The 20,994-nt window shown below is 71.3% G+C and carries 14 protein-coding genes and 3 pseudogenes; 12 read left to right on the forward strand and 5 right to left on the reverse strand.

Annotated elements, in window-relative coordinates; genetic code table 11:
• Positions 1 to 74: 74 nt before the first annotated feature.
• The 7 genes and pseudogenes from WH07_RS04970 to WH07_RS05000 all read left to right on the forward strand — a co-directional run bounded on the left by WH07_RS04970 (position 75) and on the right by WH07_RS05000 (position 11,527).
• A pseudogene (locus WH07_RS04970) lies at positions 75 to 915 on the forward strand (serine hydrolase).
• Positions 916 to 1,096: 181 nt separating this feature from the next.
• Entirely contained in the window at positions 1,097 to 2,506 is a 1,410-nt protein-coding gene (locus tag WH07_RS04975) for a serine hydrolase domain-containing protein (RefSeq protein ID WP_046495778.1), read from the forward strand.
• A complete protein-coding gene (locus tag WH07_RS04980) occupies positions 2,503 to 4,131 on the forward strand; it encodes an ABC transporter substrate-binding protein (RefSeq protein ID WP_232788720.1) in 1,629 nt (542 codons plus the stop codon). Before WH07_RS04975 ends, WH07_RS04980 begins: the two co-directional genes overlap by 4 nt.
• Entirely contained in the window at positions 4,128 to 5,123 is a 996-nt protein-coding gene (locus tag WH07_RS04985) for an ABC transporter permease (protein WP_046495780.1), read from the forward strand. Before WH07_RS04980 ends, WH07_RS04985 begins: the two co-directional genes overlap by 4 nt.
• A gap of 1 nt (position 5,124) precedes the next feature.
• Complete coding sequence (locus WH07_RS04990; protein WP_046495783.1) at positions 5,125 to 7,083, forward strand: dipeptide/oligopeptide/nickel ABC transporter permease/ATP-binding protein; 1,959 nt, start codon at positions 5,125 to 5,127, stop codon at positions 7,081 to 7,083.
• The gene (locus tag WH07_RS04995; RefSeq protein ID WP_046495785.1) at positions 7,080 to 8,078 is read left to right on the forward strand and encodes an ABC transporter ATP-binding protein; all 999 of its coding nucleotides are present in this window, start codon (positions 7,080 to 7,082) and stop codon (positions 8,076 to 8,078) included. Before WH07_RS04990 ends, WH07_RS04995 begins: the two co-directional genes overlap by 4 nt.
• Positions 8,075 to 11,527 carry a serine hydrolase gene (locus tag WH07_RS05000; RefSeq protein WP_046495788.1) on the forward strand — a complete coding sequence of 1,151 codons (3,453 nt, stop codon included), beginning with the start codon at positions 8,075 to 8,077 and terminating at the stop codon, positions 11,525 to 11,527. Before WH07_RS04995 ends, WH07_RS05000 begins: the two co-directional genes overlap by 4 nt.
• Before the next feature lie 603 nt (positions 11,528 to 12,130).
• On the opposite strand, the gene WH07_RS05005 is transcribed toward WH07_RS05000, so the two are convergent.
• Positions 12,131 to 13,123 (reverse strand): NmrA family NAD(P)-binding protein, encoded by a 993-nt coding sequence (locus WH07_RS05005; protein WP_079022948.1) that lies wholly within the window; start codon positions 13,121 to 13,123, stop codon positions 12,131 to 12,133.
• A 332-nt stretch (positions 13,124 to 13,455) separates the two neighbouring features.
• Here WH07_RS05005 and WH07_RS05010 point away from each other — a divergent pair.
• Positions 13,456 to 14,170 (forward strand): annotated as a pseudogene (locus WH07_RS05010) (IS701 family transposase); the annotation flags it as partial.
• 333 nt (positions 14,171 to 14,503) lie between these two features.
• Here WH07_RS05010 and WH07_RS38665 read toward each other — a convergent pair.
• Both WH07_RS38665 and WH07_RS41700 read right to left on the reverse strand, forming a co-directional pair.
• Positions 14,504 to 15,323, reverse strand: a protein-coding gene (locus WH07_RS38665) for an IS5 family transposase (RefSeq protein ID WP_106409506.1) whose coding sequence is annotated in 2 segments (ribosomal slippage) — positions 14,504 to 14,980 and positions 14,982 to 15,323 — 819 coding nt in all. Because the reading frame shifts where the segments join, the coding sequence is not laid out codon by codon here.
• Between the two features lie 459 nt (positions 15,324 to 15,782).
• Entirely contained in the window at positions 15,783 to 15,911 is a 129-nt protein-coding gene (locus WH07_RS41700) for a hypothetical protein (protein ID WP_269801351.1), read from the reverse strand.
• A gap of 207 nt (positions 15,912 to 16,118) precedes the next feature.
• Between WH07_RS41700 and WH07_RS05020 the strand changes: the two genes are divergently transcribed.
• Positions 16,119 to 16,346 (forward strand): DUF5133 domain-containing protein, encoded by a 228-nt coding sequence (locus tag WH07_RS05020; RefSeq protein WP_046495794.1) that lies wholly within the window; start codon positions 16,119 to 16,121, stop codon positions 16,344 to 16,346.
• A 203-nt stretch (positions 16,347 to 16,549) separates the two neighbouring features.
• On the opposite strand, the gene WH07_RS37075 is transcribed toward WH07_RS05020, so the two are convergent.
• Positions 16,550 to 16,723: a CsbD family protein gene (locus WH07_RS37075; protein ID WP_079022950.1), complete on the reverse strand. Its 174-nt coding sequence runs from the start codon at positions 16,721 to 16,723 to the stop codon at positions 16,550 to 16,552.
• Positions 16,724 to 16,917: 194 nt separating this feature from the next.
• On the opposite strand from WH07_RS37075, the gene WH07_RS05025 reads away from it, so the two are divergent.
• From WH07_RS05025 to WH07_RS05035, 3 genes are all read left to right on the forward strand, one after another.
• The gene (locus tag WH07_RS05025) at positions 16,918 to 17,079 is read left to right on the forward strand and encodes a hypothetical protein (RefSeq protein WP_046495796.1); all 162 of its coding nucleotides are present in this window, start codon (positions 16,918 to 16,920) and stop codon (positions 17,077 to 17,079) included.
• Positions 17,080 to 17,416: 337 nt separating this feature from the next.
• A complete protein-coding gene (locus tag WH07_RS05030; protein ID WP_046495799.1) occupies positions 17,417 to 17,788 on the forward strand; it encodes a PRC-barrel domain-containing protein in 372 nt (123 codons plus the stop codon).
• Positions 17,789 to 18,457: 669 nt separating this feature from the next.
• Positions 18,458 to 20,197, forward strand: coding sequence for a SpoIIE family protein phosphatase (locus tag WH07_RS05035; protein WP_052744250.1), 1,740 nt, complete (start codon positions 18,458 to 18,460; stop codon positions 20,195 to 20,197).
• Positions 20,198 to 20,240: 43 nt separating this feature from the next.
• Here the strand turns inward: WH07_RS05035 and WH07_RS37080 are convergent.
• Positions 20,241 to 20,446, reverse strand: a pseudogene (locus WH07_RS37080) (thiamine pyrophosphate-requiring protein); the annotation flags it as partial.
• Between the last annotated feature and the right edge of the window lie 548 nt (positions 20,447 to 20,994).

Consider the following 20,994-nt stretch of genomic DNA (forward strand, 5'->3'; position numbering starts at 1 on the left):
TCGAATCGGAGTCGTCGTCGGAGCTGGTCGAGACGATCAACGGCCGCGCGGCCGAGGTGGGCGTCCAGGTCCGGATGCACGCGGCGGATCTGGACGGCCCCCGGCAGGTGGGCATCGGCGCCGACGAGCCCGTGGTCTCGGCGTCCGTGTTCAAGGTTCCCGTGTCGGTGGAACTGGCCCGCCAGGGCGCGGCCGGCGAACTCGGCCTCGGCGAGCGGATCACCGTACCGCCGGGACCCCCGGAACCCCGTTCGTACGGTCTGGCGACGTTCCGCCATGACGCCACGATGTCCTGGTTCGACCTGGCCGTCCTGATGATCGGCGTCAGTGACAACGTCGCTACCGACCTGATCCTCGGGAAGGTGGGGAAGCCCGCGGTCGCCGAGTCGCTGCGGCGGCCCGGCCTCCCGCACACGGCGGTCCCGCAGAACTGCGCGGAACTGATCCGCGTCCTCGGGGAGGACCTGGCGCACGGCGGGGATCCCGGGACGGGCCACGGGGACGAGGAACGGGCCATGGCGGGGCTGTCACCCGCGCAACTCGCCAGGCTGCGTGTGCTGGTGCCCGAGCGGACCTGCCGTACCACCGCCGCCGAGAGCACCCGGCTGCTCGGCCTGATCTGGCGGGACGAGGCCGCGCCCCCGGCGGCGTGCGCCGATGTACGGCGCTGGCTGGAGTTCCAGGGGGCCGCACCGGCTGCGCTCCGGCTTCCCGGACGACGGCGTCAAGGTCAGCGGCAAGACGGGAACCCTGCCCTCCGTGCGCAATGAGACCGGCGTCGTGGAGTACCCGGACGGCGGCCGGTACGCGGTCGCCGTGTTCACCCGGGCCGACGACGCCCGGTTGATCGTCCCCGAGCGTGACGCCTTCATCGGGTTCGCCGCCGCCCGGGCCGTGGAGTGGCTCCGGCGGTGACCGCCGGATCCGGGGGCGAACGCCGGTTCAGCCGGTGACCGCCCCCGGCGCCCGGACGGTTCGTCCGGCGCGATGAATGTTCTGCCCGTTCTCGTCGTCCTTCACGAATCGGGGGTGACGGCGCGGGTCCTACCATCCCCGAAATCGCCCGTTCTCCCTTCTCCGAGACCACGAGGTGCGCATGTCGAAACTCAACGAACTCGACGCCTGGCTGGAAGAACGCCTCCCCCGGCTGCTGGCCGAACACCACGTCCCCGCCGCGTCAATCGCGGTGTACGCGCACGGTGAGGTCATCACTCGGGCGGCCGGCGTCCTGAACAAGAACACCGGTGTCGAGGCGACCACGGACTCCGTGTTCCAGATCGGCTCGATCACCAAGGTCTGGACGGCCACGCTGGTGATGCAGCTCGTGGACGAGGGCACGGTGGACCTCGACACGCCGGTCCGGACATATCTCCCGGAGTTCGCCCTCGCCGACGGCAAGGCCGCGGCGGAGATCACCGTGCGGCAGCTCCTGTGCCACACCAGCGGATTCGAGGGCGATGTCTTCCCCGACACCGGACGGGGCGACGACGCGGTGAGCAAGCTGATGCCGCTGCTCGCCGACGTGCCCCAACTGTTCGCGCCGGGCGAGATGTTCTCGTACAACAACGCCGCTTACTGCGTGCTCGGCCGTCTCGTCGAGGTGCTGCGGGACAAGCCCTATGACGCGTGCCTGGGAGAGCATCTGATCAAGCCCCTCGGCCTGACGCACGCGGCCCCCTCCCCGTACGAAGCGGTCATGCATCGCGCCGCGACCGGCCACCTCCCCTCTCCGGCGGGCGACGGGCCGGTCCCGGCGCCGGTCTGGGCGCTGGTCCGGTCGAACGCACCCGCCGGTTCGATGCTGGCGATGTCGTCGGGCGACCTGATCACCTTCGCGCGCACGCACATCGACGGCGGCCTGGGCCCGGACGGGACCCGGGTCCTCTCGGCGGAGAGCACGCTCGCCATGCGGCAGAGCCAGGTGAAGGTACCGAAACTCGGGTACATGGGTCCGGCCTGGGGGCTGGGCTGGTCGCTGTTCGACTGGCCGGGCGGCGCGGTCGTCGGCCACGACGGCGGTACGATCGGCCAGTCGGCGTTCCTGCGGGTGGTGCCGGAACACGATGTCGCGGTGGCGCTGCTGACCAACGGCGGCGACACGTTCCCGCTCTTCAGCGGACTCGTCGGACGCGTTCTGCGCGAGCTGGCCGGAGTCGAGATGCCTGCGCTGCCGGTCCCCGGCGCGCGATCGACGCCGGGCGCGCAGGCGGCGGATGCCGGGGCGTCCCGGTTCGTGGGCGCATACGCGTCATCCGTCTTCGACACCGTGATCAGCCAGGACCCCGACGGCCGGCTGTGGGCCGAACGCATCCCCAAGGGCGCGCTCAGCTCAGTGGCCGCGGAAGCACCCGAGAAGGTCGAACTGGTCGCCTACGACGGCGACACACTGATCGCGACGGAGCCGATCCAGGGGTTGCACCTCCCGTACGTCTTCGTCGGCGACGACGGAGAGGGCCACGCGCTGTTCCTGCACACCGGCCGCGCCGACCGGCGGGTGAAGCAGTGAGTGCCGCCCGCGGCACGGCCGCCCGGACGGGGCTGCGGCACACCGTCATGCTGGTCGGCGCCGTGGCACTCACCGCGAGCGCGTGCAGCGGAGGTTCCGGGTCCGGGCAGGGCGCGGACGGGAACCGGCAACTCGCGGACGGCAGGACGTTCACCCAGGCGCTCACGAGCGACCCCGGCACGCTCGATCCGCATATGACGGTCCTGGCAGTCGCTCTCCAGGCCGACAAGTACCTCTACGACTCACTGCTCGGCCTGGCCCCGGACGGCAAGCCGGTGGCGGGACTCGCGGAGAAGTGGGAGGCCACGACGACGAAGGCCGCCTTCACCCTGCGGCCCGGGATCACCTGCGCCAACGGCACGCCCCTGACGGCCGAGGACGTCGCGGCGAACATCAACTTCGTGGGTGATCCGGCGAACAAGTCGCCGATGGCCGGTGTGACCATCGTGCCGGGGACGAAGGCGACGGCCGACGCCGCGACCCGCACCGTCACCGTGACCAGCGGCGCGCCGGACGCCTTCCTGCTCCGTAACGCGGGCAGCCTGGCGATCGTGTGCCCCGCGGGTCTGAAGGACCGATCGCTGCTCGCCAAGGGCGGGGCTGGCACCGGCATGTTCACGCTCACCGAAGCCGTGCCGAACGACCACTACACGCTCACCCGCCGCAAGGACTACACCTGGGGTCCCGGTGAGTGGAAGGCGGACCAGCGGGGGCTGCCCGGCAAGGTGGTCCTGCGCGTCATCCCGAATGCCACAACCGCGTCGAACCTGCTGTTGTCCGGGGAGCTCAGCGCCGCCGCGATCTACGGCCCCGACCAGAAGCGGCTGACCGCCCAGAAGCTGTTCCACGCGGACTACTCCCTGGCAGCGGGTCAGGTGTTCTTCAACCAGGCCCCCGGCCGGGTGGGCAAGGACGAGGAGGTCCGCCGTGCCCTGGCTCAGGCGCTCGATCTGCCGAAGATCGGCAAGGTGCTCACCAGCGGCACCGGCAAGCCCGCCACCGGGCTGGTCACGGCCGAACCCCTCGCCTGCTCCGGCGACGCCGTGACGGGCAACCTGCCCGCCTACGACGTCGGCGCGGCCAAGGCGGCGCTGGACGCGGCCGGCTGGCGCGCGGGCCCGGACGGCGTACGCGTCAAGGACGGCAAGCGGCTCGCCCTCACCACGGTCTACCCGTCCCAGCTCGGCCCGACGGCGGCACCCACCGCCGAGCTGGTGCAGCGGACGTGGAAGGAGATCGGCGCCGACATCACGCTGAAGCCCGTCGACGGTCCGGGCATCAGCCAGGTGCTGTTCGGCACCGGCGACTGGGACATCTCGCTGAACCCGGTGGGGTTCGCGCTGCCGAGCCAGGGGGTGCCGTTCCTGTCGGGGCCGAAGCCGCCGGACGGCACGAACTTCGCACACCTGGAGAACGCCGAGTACACGGCACAGATCCGCAAGGCGGCGGCGCTGACCGGCGAGGCGAGCTGCCCCGCCTGGCTCGCGGCCGAGAAAGCGCTGATCAAGGACGTGGACGTGGTGCCGTACATGGACGCCGTCACACCGGTCTTCGGCAAAGACGCGCGGTTCGAGATCAGCGAGGGCTCCGTCGTCCCGTCGACGATCAGGATGTACGCACGATGACCACCCTGGCCGTGGCACCCGGCCCGCGCGCCGGGGTCCGGGGCACCAGCCCCTGGCTCTCCTTCGCCCGGCGCAGGCTGACACGGTTCCTCGTCTCCCTGTGGGCGCTGGTGACCACGGCGTTCCTGATGATCCAGTTGGTCCCGGGCGATCCGGTCCGGGCCTCGCTGGGCCTGACGGCGCCCGTCGAACTGGTCGAGGCCCGGCGGGAGGCGCTGGGCCTCAACGACCCGGTGTGGGTGCGGTACGGCCACTATCTGGGCGGTCTGTTCACCGGCGACTTCGGGACGTCGATGGGCAGCGGGCAGCCGGTGTCCCAGGTGATCGGGGACCGGCTGCCCGCGACGCTGGAGCTGGCGCTGCCGGCGTTCGCCGTGGTGGCCGTCCTGTCCGTCCCGCTCGGTGTGCTGTTCGCGGTGCTGACCAGGGGCGGCCGGCGGCGCGGCGCCGAGCTGGCGTTCACCTCGGTGAGCGTGTTCCTCGCCGCCGTACCGGAGTTCCTGGTCGCGGTGGGGCTGGTCGCGCTGCTGTCCGTGCGGCTGGGCTGGTTCCCGGTCGCGGGCAGCGACGGCGCCAGCGCGTTCGTGCTGCCCGTGGCGGCGCTGGCGATCGGCCCGGCCGCGGTACTGGCGCGGATCGTGCGGGTGGAGATGCTGTCGGTGCTCGGCGACGACTTCATCCGTACCGCGCGGGCGAAGCGGCTTCCCCGCCGGCTGGTGTACGTACGGCACGCGCTGCCGAACGCGCTGACCGCCGCGCTGACGATCGGCGGGCTGCTGCTCACCTCGATGGTCGCCGGGACGGTCCTGGTGGAGAACGTCTTCGCCTGGCCCGGCCTCGGTTCGACCATCGTGCAGTCGATCCTCCAGAAGGACTACCCGCTGGTGCAGGGCGTCGTGCTGATGTACGGCGTCGGGGTGCTGCTGGTGAATCTGCTGGTCGACGTGGTGCTGGCGCTGCTCGACCCGCGTTCGACGATTCGAGAGAACTGACATGACGGCGACGACGGCGGCAACGGCGGCGGCGGTGCCGGAGAAGACGGGGCGCGGCAGTCCCTGGCTGGCGGCCGTACGAACACCGGTGGGCGCGTGCTCCGCGGTCCTGCTGGCGGCGGTGGTCCTGCTGGCCGTCCTGGCACCGCTCGTGTGGGGCGACCGGGCCGCCACGGTCGACACGAACGCGATCGGCCAGGGCCCGTCCGGGGCGCACCTGCTGGGGACGGACTCCCTCGGCCGCGACATCTTCTACCGGACGCTGGTGGCGACCCGGCTCTCCGTCGGGCTCGCGGTGGTCTCCACCGTGATCGGCGTGACGGCCGGGCTGGTGCTGGGCACGCTTCCTTCGGTGCTGCCGCGCCCGGCGGGCCGGCTGGTGACGGCCGCGGTGAACATCGCCGTGGCGTTCCCCGGTCTGCTGCTGGCGCTGTTCTTCGCCGTCATCTTCGGCGTCGGCACCCGCGGCGCGACGCTCGCGATCGCGTTCGCACTGGCCCCGGGCTTCGCACGGCTGGCGCAGACACTCGCCGCCGGGGTGGTGGGGCGGGACTTCGTCTCCGCCGCGCGGATCGCGGGGGTCGGCCGGTTCCGGCTGCTCGTCCGGCACGTACTGCCCAATATCGGCGAGCCGCTGGTGGTGAACGCGACCATCGGCGCGGGCGCCGCCCTGCTCGCCTTCTCCGGGCTGTCGTTCCTCGGCATCGGCGTGCAGGCGCCCGACTACGACTGGGGGCGGCTGCTCCGGGAGGGCCTGGACGGGATCTATGTGAACCCGGCCGTCGCGCTCGCGCCGGGGGTGGCGGTGGTCCTCGCGGGGCTGGCGTTCAACCTGGTGGGAGAGACCGTCGCGGCGGTCGTCGGGGTGCGTACGCGGTCGGCGAAGGTACGGGACCGGCCGGTGCCGCCCGTCCGTACGGCGGCGGCCGGGGAGACCGGCGACGAGTCGCTGCTGGTGGTGGAGAACCTCCAGGTGGCGTTCCCGGGCCCGGCCGGGTGGACGACGCCGGTGCGCGGGGTGAGCTTCACCGTGCGTGTGGGCGAGGCGATCGGTGTCGTCGGTGAGTCCGGGTCGGGCAAGAGTCTGACCGGGCTGGCCGTGTCGCGGCTGATCGAGGCGCCCGGGGTGGTGACCGCGGACCGGCTCGACTTCGCCGGAACGCCGCTGCTGACGACGTCGGAGCGGGAGCTGCGCCCCCTGCTCGGCACCTCGCTCGCGATGGTGTTCCAGGACCCGATGACCTCCTTCAACCCGACCCGGCGTATCGGGCGGCAACTGGCGGAGGTGTCCGAGCAGCACCAGGGGCTGTCACGGAGCCGGGCGCTGGCCCGCGCGGTCGACCGGCTGCGCGCAGTGCGGATCCCGGCCGCGGAGCGGCGGGCGCGGCAATATCCGCACGAGTTCTCCGGTGGGATGCGGCAGCGCGCGATGATCGGCATGGGACTGATGGGGCAGCCGCGGCTGATCGTCGCCGACGAGCCCACGACGGCCCTGGATGTCACCGTGCAGCGTCAGTTGCTGCGCCTGCTGGCACGGACGAGGGACGCCGAGAACGCGGCGATCCTGCTGATCAGCCACGACATCACGGTTGTCGCGCAGAACTGCGACCGGGTACTGGTGATGTACGCCGGGCGCATCGTGGAGGACCTGCCGACCGCCGATCTGACGTCCGCTCCGCGGCACCCCTACACGCGGGCCCTGCTCGCCGCGACGCTGGAGCTGGACACCGACCGTGACGCGCCGCTGGCGGTGATCCCCGGTCGCCCGCCCGAGCCGTCCGAAGTGCCCGTGGGCTGCGCGTTTGCCGCCCGCTGCCCCCGGGCCGCGGACCGGTGCCTGGCCGAGGACCCGGTGCCGGCGCTCGTCGGGCCGGGGCACCGGGTCGCCTGCTGGCATCCGTACGAGGACACCGGGCGCGAGTCCGGCCGGGAAGCCGTCGCCTCCGGAGGTGCCGAATGAGCGAGCTGGTGTTCGACGACGTGAGTGTGCGGTACGGCGGCAGGCGCGGCGGCCTGACCGCGGTCGACCGCGTCAGCCTGACCGTACCCGCGGGACAGGTGGTCGGACTGGTCGGCGAGTCGGGTTCGGGCAAGTCGACGCTGGCGCGGGCCGCGGTCGGTCTGTCGCCGGTCACTGCCGGCCGGGTACTGCTCGACGGTGTCGACGTACGGCGCCTGCCGCAGAGACGGCCGCTCCAGATGGTGTTCCAGGACCCGTACTCCTCCCTCGATCCGCGCATGAGCGTCGGCGAGTCGATCAGTGAGGCCATGCCGCGCGGCGCACACCCGGGGAGGGCCGGCAGGCGCGCCGAGGTGGCCCGGCTGCTGGAGCTGGTCAACCTGGATCCTGGTCGCGCCGGCATGCTGCCCGGGCAGCTCTCCGGCGGCCAGCGTCAGCGTGTGGCGCTGGCCCGCGCTCTGGCTGGGCAGCCGGAGGTGCTCATCGCCGACGAGATCACATCCGCGCTGGACGTCTCGGTGCAGGGCGCCGTACTCAATCTGGTCCGTTCCGTGCGGCGGCGGCTCGATCTGTCGATGCTGTTCATCTCGCACAACCTCGCCGTGGTCCGCTACATCAGCGATGTGGTCGCCGTCATGTATCTCGGCCGCATCGTCGAAACGGGTCCCGCCGAGCAGGTCCTCACCGACCCTCAGCACCCCTACACGCGGGACCTGCTCGCCGCCGCGCCCTCCATGGGCGCCGACGGCACGGGCGACGACGGCGGCCCCGCCGACATCGAACCGCCCGACCCGCACCACCCGCCCTCGGGCTGCCGCTACCACACCCGCTGCCCGATCGGCCCGCTCACCAACGCGGAGCGGACCGTCTGCGCCACGACCGATCCGGCCGACGGCGCGATCCGCCGTCGCCATCGAGCGGCCTGCCACTTCGCCGAAGGCGACAGCGAACATCCCGGCATATCCGCCATGTCCAAAGGAGACGGTCCGCTATGAGCCGACAGACCCGACGCCAGGGCATCGACGACCTGTACGACTTCAGGATTCCGGAGAAACCCGCGGTCTCACCGGACGGCAGCCGGATCGTCTACGTCCTGCGGGCCGCGGACCGCGCGGCGGACAAGGACACGCTCGCGCTCTGGGAGATCGCCGCCGCGGGCGGCGAGGCCCGGCAGCTCACCCGGGGCACGGCCGACACCGACCCGGCGTGGTCGCCGGACGGCGGCCGGATCGCGTTCCTGCGGGCGCGGGGCTCGGCGCCGCAGCTCTGGGTCCTGCCCGTGGCGGGCGGCGAGGCCGAACAGCTCACCACGCTCCCGCTGGGGGCGGGCACGCCGGTCTGGAGCCCGGACGGCGACCGCATCGCGTTCACGGCGCCGGTCGACCTCCACGCGGCGGACGGTGAGGACGACGCCGCCCGTACCCGCAGGGCGAAGGCCCCGGTGGTGGCCGACCGGCTGGACTTCAAGGGCGACGGCGCCGGGCTGCTGCGTACCGTACGCACCCACGTACACGTCCTCGACCTCGAAACCGGGGAGATCCGTCAGATCACCTCGGGGGACTGGCACGCCGGTCGGCCCGCCTGGTCGCCCGACGGCGGCCTGCTGGCCTTCCCTGGCGCGCCGGACGCCGACGCCGACCTCACCTTCCGGTCGGGCGCCTATGTCGTCGATCTGGCCGAGCGTTCCGCGAAGCCGCGCCCGACCGGCTCGGGCGAGGGGATCGTCGGTGCTGTCGGCTGGACCGCCGACGGCGCGGCGCTCCTCGTCGTCGGCCGCCGGGACACCCGGCTCGGGCACAGCGGCCTGCTGCGGGTACCACTGGACGGGACCGGCACCGTCGACCTGACGGCGGCCCTCAACCGCAATGTGATGCGGGGCGGCCCCGGCTACCCCGGCGGGCTGCCCGCGCAGACCGACGCGGGTCATGTGCTGTTCTGCGCGCGCGACCGGGGGTGCACCCATCTGTACGCCGTCGACCCCGCCGACGGCGTGCCGCGGCTCGTGGCCGGCGGCGCGGGGAACACCGTCTCGGACCTGTCCATCGCGGGCGGCACGGTGGCGGTCGTCCTCGCCACTCCGACGTCGTACGGCGAGATCGCGACCGTGACCCTGTCCCCGACGGTTCCTCCGGCCGGGGAGTCGGCAGAGGCGACGGCCGGGGAGGCTGCCGAGGAGCCGGCCGGGGTGACGGCCGAGGGGACGGTCTCCGTGCTGACGCGGCACGGCGCGAGCGGCGCCGACGTCGAGCTCTTCGTACGCGAGGAGCGCGAGTTCACCATCTCCGACGGCACCGTCGCACAGGGCTGGCTGGTGCGCGACCCCGCGCGCACCGGGCCCCTGCCGCTGCTGCTGGACATCCACGGCGGCCCGCACAACGCCTGGAGCGGTACGGCCGACTCCGCCCACCTGTACCACCAGGTGCTGGCCGCGCGCGGCTGGGCGGTGCTGCTGCTCAACCCGCGCGGCAGCGACGGCTACGGCGAAAAGTTCTTCACCGGAGCGATCGGCGCGTGGGGCGTGGCCGACGCCCCCGACTTCCTGGAGCCGCTGGACCGGCTCGTCGCCGAGGGCGTCGCCGACGCGGAGCGGCTGGCCGTCGCCGGCTACAGCTACGGCGGATACATGACCTGCTATCTGACCAGCCGCGACAACCGCTTCGCCGCGGCCGTCGCGGGCGGGGTGGCAAGTGACCTGACGAGCATGGCGGGCACCTCCGACAGCGGGCACTACCTCGCTGTCGGCGAACTGGGCAGCACACCATGGGCGGCGACGGAGGACTACGCGGCGCAGTCACCGCTCACCCGGGTCGACCAGGTGCGGACACCCACACTGATCGTGCACGGCGCCGACGACATGCGCTGTCCCGTCGGGCAGGCCGAGCAGTGGTTCACCGCACTGCGCGAGCGGGGCGTACCGGCCCGGCTGGTGCTCTACCCCGGCAGTTCGCACCTGGTCATCCTCAACGGGCCGCCCTCGCACCGCGCGGACTACAACCGCCGCGTCGTCGACTGGGTCGAGCAGTACGCGGGTCCGCGCGGGAGCGCACCACGGGTACCCATCGACGCGGCGCACTGGCAGCGCCGGCTGGACGAGCTGTCGCGGCGGTACCGCGTGCCCGGCGCGGCACTGGGCATCCTGCGGCTCGGCGACGGCTCCGGCGGCGGCGCCGACGAGCTGGTACGGGCGAGCCACGGCGTCCTGAACAAGCGCACCGGTGTCGAGGTCACCGACGACTCGCTCTTCCAGATCGGCTCGATCACCAAGGTGTGGACGACGACCGTCGTGATGCAACTGGTCGACGAGGGCCTGCTCGACCTCGACGCGCCCCTCGTGGACGCCCTGCCCGAACTGCGGCTCTCCGACCCGGACGTCACCAAGCGGGTGACCATGCGGCATCTGCTGACCCACACCAGCGGCATCGACGGCGACGTGTTCACCGACACCGGCCGCGGCGACGACTGCCTGGAGCTCTATGCCGACCTCCTCAAGGACGTCGGGCAGAACCACCCTCTGGGCGCGACGTTCTCGTACTGCAACTCCGGATTCACCCTGGCCGGCCGGGTGATCGAGAAACTGACCGGCAAGACCTGGGACGCCGCCCTGCGCGAGCGGCTGTTCATACCGCTCGGCCTGCACCACACGGTCACACTGCCGGAGGAGGCGCTGCTGTTCCGCGCCGCGGTCGGCCATGTCGCGGCGGGCGAGGAGGAGCCACGGCCCGCGCCCGTCTGGGTGCTGCCGCGCACGGCGGGTCCGGCCGGGCTGGTCACCGCAGCGACCGGGGACGTCCTGGCGTTCGCCCGCCTGCACCTGACCGGCGGTCTGGGCCCGGACGGCGAGCGGGTGCTGTCCCGGGCGTCGGCCGACGCGATGGCGGCCCTGCAGACCGACCTGCCCGACAAGCACGGCCTCGGTGACTCGTGGGGCCTCGGCTGGATCCGGTTCGACTGGGACGGCCACCGGGTCGTCGGCCACGACGGCGGCACCATCGGGCAGTCGGCGTTCCTGCGGCTGCTCCCCGAGCAGGGACTCGCGGTCACGCTGCTCACCAATGGCGGGAACCCGCGCGACCTGTACGACGGGCTGTTCCGGGAGATCTTCGCCGAACTGGCCGGAGTCCCCGTACCGCACTCGCTGGAGCCGGCCGCCGAACCGCCCGCCGTCGACGCGACACGGCACCTCGGCGTGTACGAGCGTGCCTCGATGCGCCTGGAGGTGCTCCGCGGCGAGGGCGGACTGCGCATACGCCAGACCATGACCGGTCCGCTCGCCGACCTGCTCCCGGAGCAGAGCCAGGAGTACGACCTGGTGCCGGTCTCCGACACACTCTTCGCGATCCGGGCGCCCGGGACCGAAGGCTGGACCTCGGTGACCTTCTACTCGTTGCCGACCGGAGAACCGTACGTACACCTCGGTGTGCGGGCGACCCCGAAGGTCTCCTGACCTTCGGGGGCCGACCGGTGCGGCACCTGCCGGGGTGGGGCAGGGACCGCCGGCCGGCTCTCCGCCGGCAATGAGGACGGACCGGGCACCCCAGCGGTGCCCGGTCCGTTCTGCTCCGCCGCCGGTACGAGCGAGGCCCTGCTGCTATGGCGCCGGTGTGATGGTGACGTTCCGGTCGAGGATGTCGTCCGGATCCCACTCGGCCTCCAGGCCGCGCAGCCGGGCCAGAACCGGTTCCGGAAAGGCGTCGGACAGACGCGCCGGATCGGTGTCCGTCTCAAAGCCCGGATATGTACGTCCAGTTGCGGATGCAGCCGGGACCAGAGCGCGTTCATACCGGCGACCCGGCCCGGGGCCGCCGCGGCGAGCACCGAGAAGTCCTGCGCACGGGTGCGCCCACGCCAAGAAGTCGTCCACCTGGAGGCCGCTTCTTTTGGCTGCGGAACCGCCAACCGGCGGCAGCCGAAAAGGGACGCGGCTGTACCGGCGAAGACGAGGAAGCGTTCGGCCTCGCGTTCGAGGCGTTCGACGGAACCGCACCGAGTGCAGGGACGGTGGGCGGCTGGATGCTTGGCCCAGCAGGTCCGGCACAGGAGCCCGCCCTCAGGGGGCCGGCCGCTGGTGCGGAAGATCCCGCCGTAGCCGCAGCCGGCGCACAGCCTCCGCGCGCTCCTTGGCGCTGCGGGGCAGGCACTTGGGGGCGTCGGTGGAGTGCCCGCAAGGAGCAGGTGCTGCCGGTCCGGGGATCGCGTCCCGGTCCTCCCGTGCCCACTGGCTGAAGGTGATGGGGCGGATGCCCCACTGCTTCTCCAGGTCGTCCGCCAGCGGTGCGTGATAGCCGATCCGGCTGTCCCACAGTTGGCTGTGCAGCACGCCCGGGGACATGCCGGCGCCCTGGGCCTCGGCCAGTGTGAGGGTGCGGTGGGTGTAGGGGTGGCCGGTCTCCGCGCTGAGCGCGGCGGCGATCTCACCCATGGTCAGGGCCTGCGCGGCCAGCTCGATGCTGTGACGGGTGAACCGCTCCGGGTCGTCGACCGCGGCCACGGCGAAGGCGGCGATATCCCGGACGGAGATGTGCTGGACGCGGGCGTCGCCGGGGCGCGTGGAGTCCAGACGGCCGGAGGGCATTCCCGGATACATGTGCCGCGCCTTGGTCCCCGCGAAGTTCTCCATGAACGCCGCCGGTTGCAGGATCGTCCAGTGGCGGAACCCGGCCGCGCGCACCGTCTCCTCGATCTCCAGGCGCACGCGTGCGTAGGGCTCGTTGCTGTATCCGGTGCCGGGGTCGCCGAAACCCAGGTGTTCGGGGAGGGAGGCGACGGAGGACTGCACAAAGTGGCGCACACCGCTCACCTGAGCCGCCTTGACGAGCAGTCGGCCGTTGCGGGCCTTGCGGCCTCCTCGGGCCCGCCCACGGGGACCGCGAAGACGGCGTCCGCTCCGTGAACCGCGCGGCGGACATCGTCGGAGGCGGTCAGATCGCCGGTCATCACCTGGGCGCCTGCCTAGGCCAGCGCGCGGGCGCCGGGCTTGGCCGGTGCGGAATGCTGGGGGAGGACGGCCCGGCAGCACTCTGGTCTCGGCACCGGTGTGCACGGCCCAGGCCGGATCTCATCCCACCTAGGCAAGATCGGTCGATCTGGCCGGACTGCGGTACGTCTTGGATCCGCCCCCACCGGCGGTGGGTCATGGCCCGCCGCAGCAACGCCCGGCCGACGAGATCGGCCTACTAGCCGCCTCATGTTCATGCCCCCACCGGGACGGCCGTCGACCAACTGGTCAAGGTCGGAGGAAGCCGCTGGTCCACCGAAGCCTGCTTCCAAAGCGCGAAGAACGAGTGCGGCTTGGACCAGTACGAGGTCCGCCGCTACCCGCCCCGGTACTGGCACATCACTCTGGCCATGCTCGCCCACGCCTTCCTCGCCACAGAGAATTGCCAGATCGGGGTATTCGCCGCCTACGCTTCTGCCAGGGGCCGGGCGCTGGTGGACCGCGAGCTCTACCTGCCCAAGTCCTGGACCCAGGATCCCGATCGGTGCCGCGCGGCCCGGATCCCCGAGGAGAAGTCCTTCGCTACCAAACCGGAGCTGGCACGCGTCATGGTTCAGCGGGCGCTGGACTCTGCCCTGCCGATTGCCTGGGTGACCGCGGATGCGGCCTACGGGCAGGAGTGGCACTTCCGGCGGATGCTGGAGGAAGCCGGTGTCGGCTATGTGCTGGCCGTGCCCAAGTCGCAGCAGGTCAAGTCGCCCGCGGGGAGCTGGCGTATCGACCATGTCCTGACCGGCGCCCCGCCCGAGGCGTGGGAGCGAATCTCCTGCGGGGACGGCGCGAAGGGGCCGCGGGTCTACGACTGGGCCGCGGCCAAGCTGCCCACCATCGAGGGCTCAGACCCTGCCCACCACCGATGGGTGCTGGCCCGCCGCAGCCTGGCCCGTCCTGAGGAGGTCGCCTACTACCTCGCGTTCGCCCCGGCTGACACCACCGTCGCGGAGTTGGTCCGGGTGGCCGGCGCCCGGTGGGCCATCGAGGAGTGTTTCCAGGCAGCGAAAAACGAATGCGGCCTGGACCAGTACGAAGTCCGTCGCTACGTCGGCTGGTACCGCCACATCACCCTTGCCATGCTCGCGCACGCCTTCCTGGCAGCCATGACCGCCCACGCTCTCGAAAGGGGGGCCGAAGAAACGGTTCGAGCGGCCTCGTTCCCCTCTCCGTGGCAGAAGTCCGGCGACTCCTGGACCTTGCCCGTCCCTCCGCGGCCCGGCATCGGCCACCCGCGCACCGGCTCCGCTGGTCCCACTGGCGCCGACGCCACCAGGCCATCGCCCGCCACAGCCACTACCAGCGCCGCACGCACCCCGATCGGGTGAGTCACGAACCACCACCACCCTGACGGAGCGCCAGCTCGCTAGACTCTCAAAAGGCACTGTGACCAGGACAAATGGAGAAGTGCAACTGGAGTACTAAGACGGTGTCCTATGTGGTGAGGCGGACGAGTCGTTTGTAGCAGCAGAGGACGGCGGCGAGGCCGAGGAACGCCAGGTAGTTGCGGGGGTGGCGTTCGTAGCGGTGGTTGAGTCTGCGGTAGCCGGTCAGCCACGACATCGTGCGTTCGATCACCCACCTTCGACGTCCCAGTCGTTCGCCGGATTCGATGCCTTTGCGGGCGATGCGGACGCCGACGCGTTTACGGCCAAGCCATTTCCGCAGGTCAGGGACATCGTATGCTTTGTCGGCGTGGAGTTTGCCGGGCTTGTAGTGCCAGCCGTTCTCGGGGTCGTGTCTCGTTTGGAGACCGGCCACCATGGGCTTCAGTCCGTGGCTGTCGTGGGTGCTGGCCGCGGAGACGCCGACGACCAGGGGCAGTCCGGCCGCGTCCGACAGGACGTGCATCTTGGAACCCGGTTTGCCCCGGTCCACGGGCGACGGGCCTGTGAGTTCGCCCCCTTTTTTTGGCCCGCACGTGCGCGGAGTCGAGGACCACGCGGGAGAGGTCGAGCAGACCGCACTCGTCGATACGGTCGATAACAGCCTCGTGCAGCCGCCCCCAGACGCCGGCCCTGGACCAGATCGTGAACCGCCGGTGAGCGGTCGACCTCGAGATCCCGAAGCACGGCGGCAGCGCCCGCCACGCACACCCGCTCACCAGCACATAGACGATCGCCGCGAACAGCGTCTCATCAGGCGTGTCCTGCGTCCCGCCACCCTGTCGCCGGACTTTCGACGGCGGGATCAGCGGCTCCGCAATCTCCCACAGCCCGTCCGGAACAATCCAACTCCACGTACCCCGCCCCATACACAGCCCAACGAACCATCTCCACATAGGACACGGTCTTAACCCCCACATAACAACAGGGGACACAGTCGCTCCGCGTGTGCTTCCTTGCACGCCCCGACCTAAGGAATCGCCGTCATGTCTGCTCCGACCATCCCAACCGACCCACCTATCCAGCCGCCCGCCGGGCCGCAGCCGCGAGCCCCGGTCGCCCCGCAGGGGGCGCCTGTCACCGCCGTGGTGGTGCTCGCGGTCGTGGTGCTGCTCCTGGCGGCGGCAGGCGCCGCGTATCTCGTCTACGCCCATCCCAGTGCGAAAGAGCCCTTGGCGGCGGCCGGGCTTGTGCTGATGGTGCTGCGCCGGTGGTGCTCGCCTCCTTCCGCCGGTGATCTGGAACAGCCGGTGTGGGGCCGTACGTACGGCCCCACACCGGCCTTCTCTGTCGCTCGCCTTCACGATGAGGGGGGTGCGGCCCTCTGGCTACAGCGCGGGTTCGTACTCCACCGGTTCTTCGCAGCCGGCCGCAGCACGGTGCAGCGCTGCCCGCTCCGCCGAGTCGACCGTCAGAGCCCAGCGCAGTTTCGTGGACACCCAGTCCGCCAGGTACATACAGCGAGCGTCGACCCGCGGGGGCAGCCAGGTGCTGGGGTCCTGATCCGCCTTGCTGCGTACGCTTCCCGACGCTGGGCGGACCAGGCGTGGACAACCGGAGCCGACCTGTCCCAGAGCCCCCGGCGGCGGAGCCGAATGGCGGGTCGAGTGCGGGGTACCCGGGGGATGCATGGGCCATGTACAGCGGCGACGAGGGAGATTCCGATGCTGATGGCGCACCCCGCAGTCCTGAGAGGTCTCATCGATCAGTACGAAACACTCTCGGCCCTGCACGCCGAGACCAGCGGCCCCGAAGCACGCCGGCGCATGGACGATGTCTCCTACACCTTGTGCGTGTCGACGGGCACCCGCGACATCGGCGCCGCCCTCGCCGTAGCCCGCCACCAGCTGCCCGATGCCCCCACCGAAGACGACACGCTCGTCCCTCTCTGACACCCGCCACCGCGGACCGGCTGCGCGGCCGTGCTTTGCCAAGGCATGTGACAGAGGTACCGGCGTATGAGGCGCCTGTCGAATCCGGGAGCATCCCTGATCAGGTCCTCCGCGCGGTCCCGCAGATGCCTTCTGATCTCCTGTCTCCGACATGTCCTGGGGCGACCCGGAAACCGGGTCGCCCCAGGACGCATGCCGTGCGGTCAGTCCTTGAAAACGTCCTTGACCTTCTCCTTGGCCTGACGGGCATCCCCCTTGGCCTGCTCCGTGCGGCCCTCGGCGGTGAGACGCTCGTTCCCCGTGAGGCGGCCAGCGGTCTTCTTGGCCTTGCCCTTGGCCTGCTCGGCCCTGGCCTGAGTCTTCTCTTCACTCGACACGGTTATCACTCCAAGCAGTCGAAAAAGCTTACAAAGCGCGTCTGCCCTGGCCCCGGAGATATAGACACGCGGGCTGTGACTGCACAAGGGGACGCGGCCCGCACGGCTTGCCGCCAGTGCGGATAAGAAACGCGTAAATTCGGGTGCATGGGTGCCGGTGGTCGGGGCACACGGCTTTCCGGAGGTTGATAACTATGGTTCCCCTGCTTCTTGTTCTTCTGCTCGCTCTGATTCTCTTCGGTGCCGGTTTCGCGGTGAAGGTCCTGTGGTGGGTCGCGATCGCGGTTCTGGTGCTGTGGCTGATCGGGTTCGTGGCCCGCCCGAAGGGCGGCAGCGGACGCTGGTACCGCTGGTAGACGGGCCTTCCGTCACCCCTGGCGCAGCGGTGGGGCCCGCCCTTTCGGCGGGCCCCACCGCTGCGCCCGAACGTCCCCTGATGGAGCGGGAATTCTCCGGGCACACGCGGTGTGCGGCGGAACGGCAGCCGTGGCGCAGTCGGGAACCGGTTGCCTCCATAGCCCGGCTGCCGTTTTGCCCACCCAAGACTAATTCGCGGGTCCGAATGTGTGGAAGGGTTCTGCGGGGGCAGGCGAATTCTCGCGGCGGGTTCCGCACCCGCCCGATTCCCGAATACGTGAAACCGGGCGGGAAAGCGCCCGCTGGTATCACCACCTGTGAAAGGGGTTGGTCTCAGTGTCCGACAGCATATGGGGCTACCACGAGACGTCCGGCCGCCTGGCCGACAGCGATCTGACGGGCTACAAGGTCGAGGCGACGGACGGCTCCATCGGCGAGGTCGACAAGCACTCCGACAAGGTCGACTCCTCGTACATCGTCGTCGACACCGGCCCGTGGATCTTGGGCAAGGAAGTCCTCCTTCCCGTCGGCACGGTCACCCGTATCGACACCGACGACCGGAAGATCTACGTGGACCGCACCAAGGAACAGATCAAGAACGCTCCCGAGTTCCACCGGGACAAGCACCTCCACAACCCGGCCTACACCGACGAACTGGGCACCTACTACGGCACCGGCGGCACCCCCTTCGACGGCCGACCCCTCTGACGGGGCGGCCCCCCTCGCTGCCCCGTCGCTGCAGCGACGGCGAAAGGCCGCACACGAATACACCTTCCCAAGGCGAGGACCCGACATGAGCGAACACAAGCGCCACACCCCGACACCTCCCTCACAAGCCCCCGGGCGAGGCCGGCGACGACGAAGCCCGACGCGAAGCAGAAGACGCCGTCACCCCGCCACCCCGCCCGGCGAGACAGCCGGCAGGACAACCCCCGACACGGCCCACCGCCACGAGGCGACACCACGCCCCGACACAGACGAGGGAACACAGCCCCCGCCTCGGCCGTTGTGACCGCGTCCCTCTCGCGATGCGGGGACTCCCCCTTCACGCGCAAGCGACGGAAACGGGCCGGGTTCTCCCGCGCCCAATGCCCCCGCCGGTGAAATTCCGGCGGGGGAGGCGAATGAAACCCGCTTCGGCGGTCAGGCGGGCCCGAGGCCGGGAAGGAAACTCCTCCCCTCCACCATGCCCACAAGGAGCCCCTCACGGCGCCGGGTCCCCGGAACTACTCCTGTCGGCGAGAAGTAAAGCGCCGGCTCAAGTACGGGCCGCCGGGCCGGGAACTGTGCGGCGGACGGATCGCGGGGCACACGGCGAACGCCGCCGCTCATGAGAGGGTGGCCCGCGGAAATGAGGACCTGGAGGCGCGGGAGATCATGCCCAAGATAGAGCCCGGGGTCGCCGACGTGCCGGTGTCGGTGCCGAGGCCGGCCCCTCCGGCCGGCACACCCGACATTGAGGCAGCGGTGTGCGTAGTGGACGAAAGCGGGACGATCACCTCGGCAAACGCGCTCGCCCAGCGGCTGCTGGGCAGGAACGCCGCCGATCTCGTCGGCCGGAACGCGCATCAGCTGCTGCACCGTGACCAGCACGGCCAGCCGCTGGCCAGATCCCGGTGCCGGATGATCGAGGCGTTCCTGGCCCGCAAGGCGCAAGCCGGCGTCGGCTGGTTCGAGCGCGGCGACGGATCACTGGTGCATCTCGCCTGGCTCGTCGCGCCGTGCGCCTGCGCGAGTGATCACACGGACACGATGGTCGTCTTCACCGATCCGGACCGCGGCCCGGATCTCACCGAACGGCCGCCCGCGCCCAGCTCAGCGCTGCCGGAGTTGGAGCGGCTGGAGCTGCTGGCCGAGACAACCACGCAGCTGACCTCGACCCTCGACAGTGACGAGGCGCTGCGCAGGCTGGTGCGGCTGGTGGTCCCCAGGATCGCGGACTGGGCGGTGGTCGATCTGATCACGGAGCACGACGAGGTCGAGCGGGTCATCGTAGTGCACCACGAAGAGGGCGCGTTCGTCGCCCGGGAGGACTTGCAGGGCCCGATGCCACCGGTTCCGGAGGACTCCCCGATGCCGCTGTCACGGGCGCTGCGCGGCGCGGCCTCCACGCTGGTGACACCGGAGACGTACCACGGGCCACCGGACTCCGGTATCGCCATCGAGCAGCGACGCCTCTTCGAAGCCACCGGCATGGACTCGGCGGCGATCGCACCGATACGAGGAGTGCGCGACGTACTCGGCGCACTGACCCTGGGCCGGTCAGGACACCGTGAACCGCTGACCGCCGCCGACCTGTCGCTGCTGGAGGACCTCACCCGCCGCACCGGCCTCGCCCTGGACAACGCCCGGCTCTACCAGCGCCAGCGCAAAGTCGCCGAGACCATGCAGCGTCACCTGCTGCCGCAGCTGCCCTCGGTGCCGGGCCTTCAGATGGCCGCGCGTTACCTGCCCGCGCCCGACGACTCACAGGTCGGCGGAGACTGGTACGACGCCTTCACCGTCGCCGACGGAACCACAGCCGTCGCGATCGGCGACGTGGTCGGCCACGACCTGGACGCCGCCGCGGGCATGGCCCAGGCCCGCAGCATGCTCCGCGCCTACGCGTGGACACGCCACGAGCCGCCCAGCGCGATCGTGCACCGGCTGGACGGATCGCTCACCCACCTCACCAGCGTACCCATGGCGACGCTGGTCTTCGGAAAGGTGAAGCGGACCGCCGCCGGAACCTGGCATCTGACCTGGACGAACGCCGGCCACCCGCCACCGCTGCTCATCACCCACGACGGCCAGGCCCGCTACCTCACCGACGGACACGGGCTGCTGCTGGGCGCCAGCCCGGCGGGGCCCGCACGCGACGACGCGAGCATAATGCTCCCGCCCCGGTCGACACTCGTCCTCTACACCGACGGACTCGTCGAGACCCGCGACCGCCCGATCGACGTCGGCCTGGAACAGCTGAGCAGACACGCCGCCTCGCTGGCCCATCGGCCCCTGGCCGCCTTCACCGATCTGCTTCTGGAACGCCTCAGACCCATCAGTGAGAGGAACGACGACGACATCGCTATCCTGACCCTGCGTACACCCGAGCAGGACGCGACGCCGCCGGATGCCTGACAGGCGCCCTCCGCACGTCGGCGGCATGCGGAGGGCGCCCGGCTCAGTCGTCGGTGCTGCCGTGGTGGCCGCCGTCCCGGTGCCGCCCGCCCGGGAGCATCTCCTGCGTCTTGGCCTTGAGGACCTGCTTGACCATGGAGCCGCGATCGCTGTCACCGAGCACGACGGCGGAAACCGCGCGGCCTCGATCTGGTCCAGCTCGGCGTGGGGCAGGACCGGCGGTACGGCGGGGTCGGTCCGGAAGCCGATCCGGTCCAGGCGTCCGCAGCCCGTACGCCGTCGGCCCCGGCCTGGATCGCTCGGGGTGGGGGCTGTGTCGTGTCGGGATGCGGGTGTGACCATGCTCGCCGTGCAGGAACTGCTGGAGCATCGCCGAGTGGGCCGCGACCCCGTCCGCCCCGGCGCACCGTCATCGCCAAGGAGGAGAACCGTGCTGGAGCTGGCCGCCACCGGCCGGCCCGCTCGAAGCCGTCGCCCTGCCTGCCGTCGAGGACGCCAGCGCCGACGGCTACGCGATCGTGCTGCACCGCCTCATCCAGACTGACGGCCGCCTGGACCGCCGACGTCCCCGCCGCCCTGGCCCGGGCGGAGCTCCGCGGCCTGTACGCGGCGATCGCCGAGCTCCCGCCCCGCCAGGAGAACCCGCCGACTGACCTCGCCAGGACTGCGTCCCCGGCCAGTGGCCCGTCTCCGGGGTGCGTTCCCGTGCGACTACACGGGGTGCGCGGCGGACGCAGACAAACGGGCCCCTGGAAGCGCTACCCCAGCCCCGCGGCTGCATCGGTGAGTCCGGATTC

The sequence above is a fragment of the Streptomyces odonnellii genome (assembly GCF_000981895.1).
Lineage (GTDB): Bacteria > Actinomycetota > Actinomycetes > Streptomycetales > Streptomycetaceae > Streptomyces > Streptomyces odonnellii.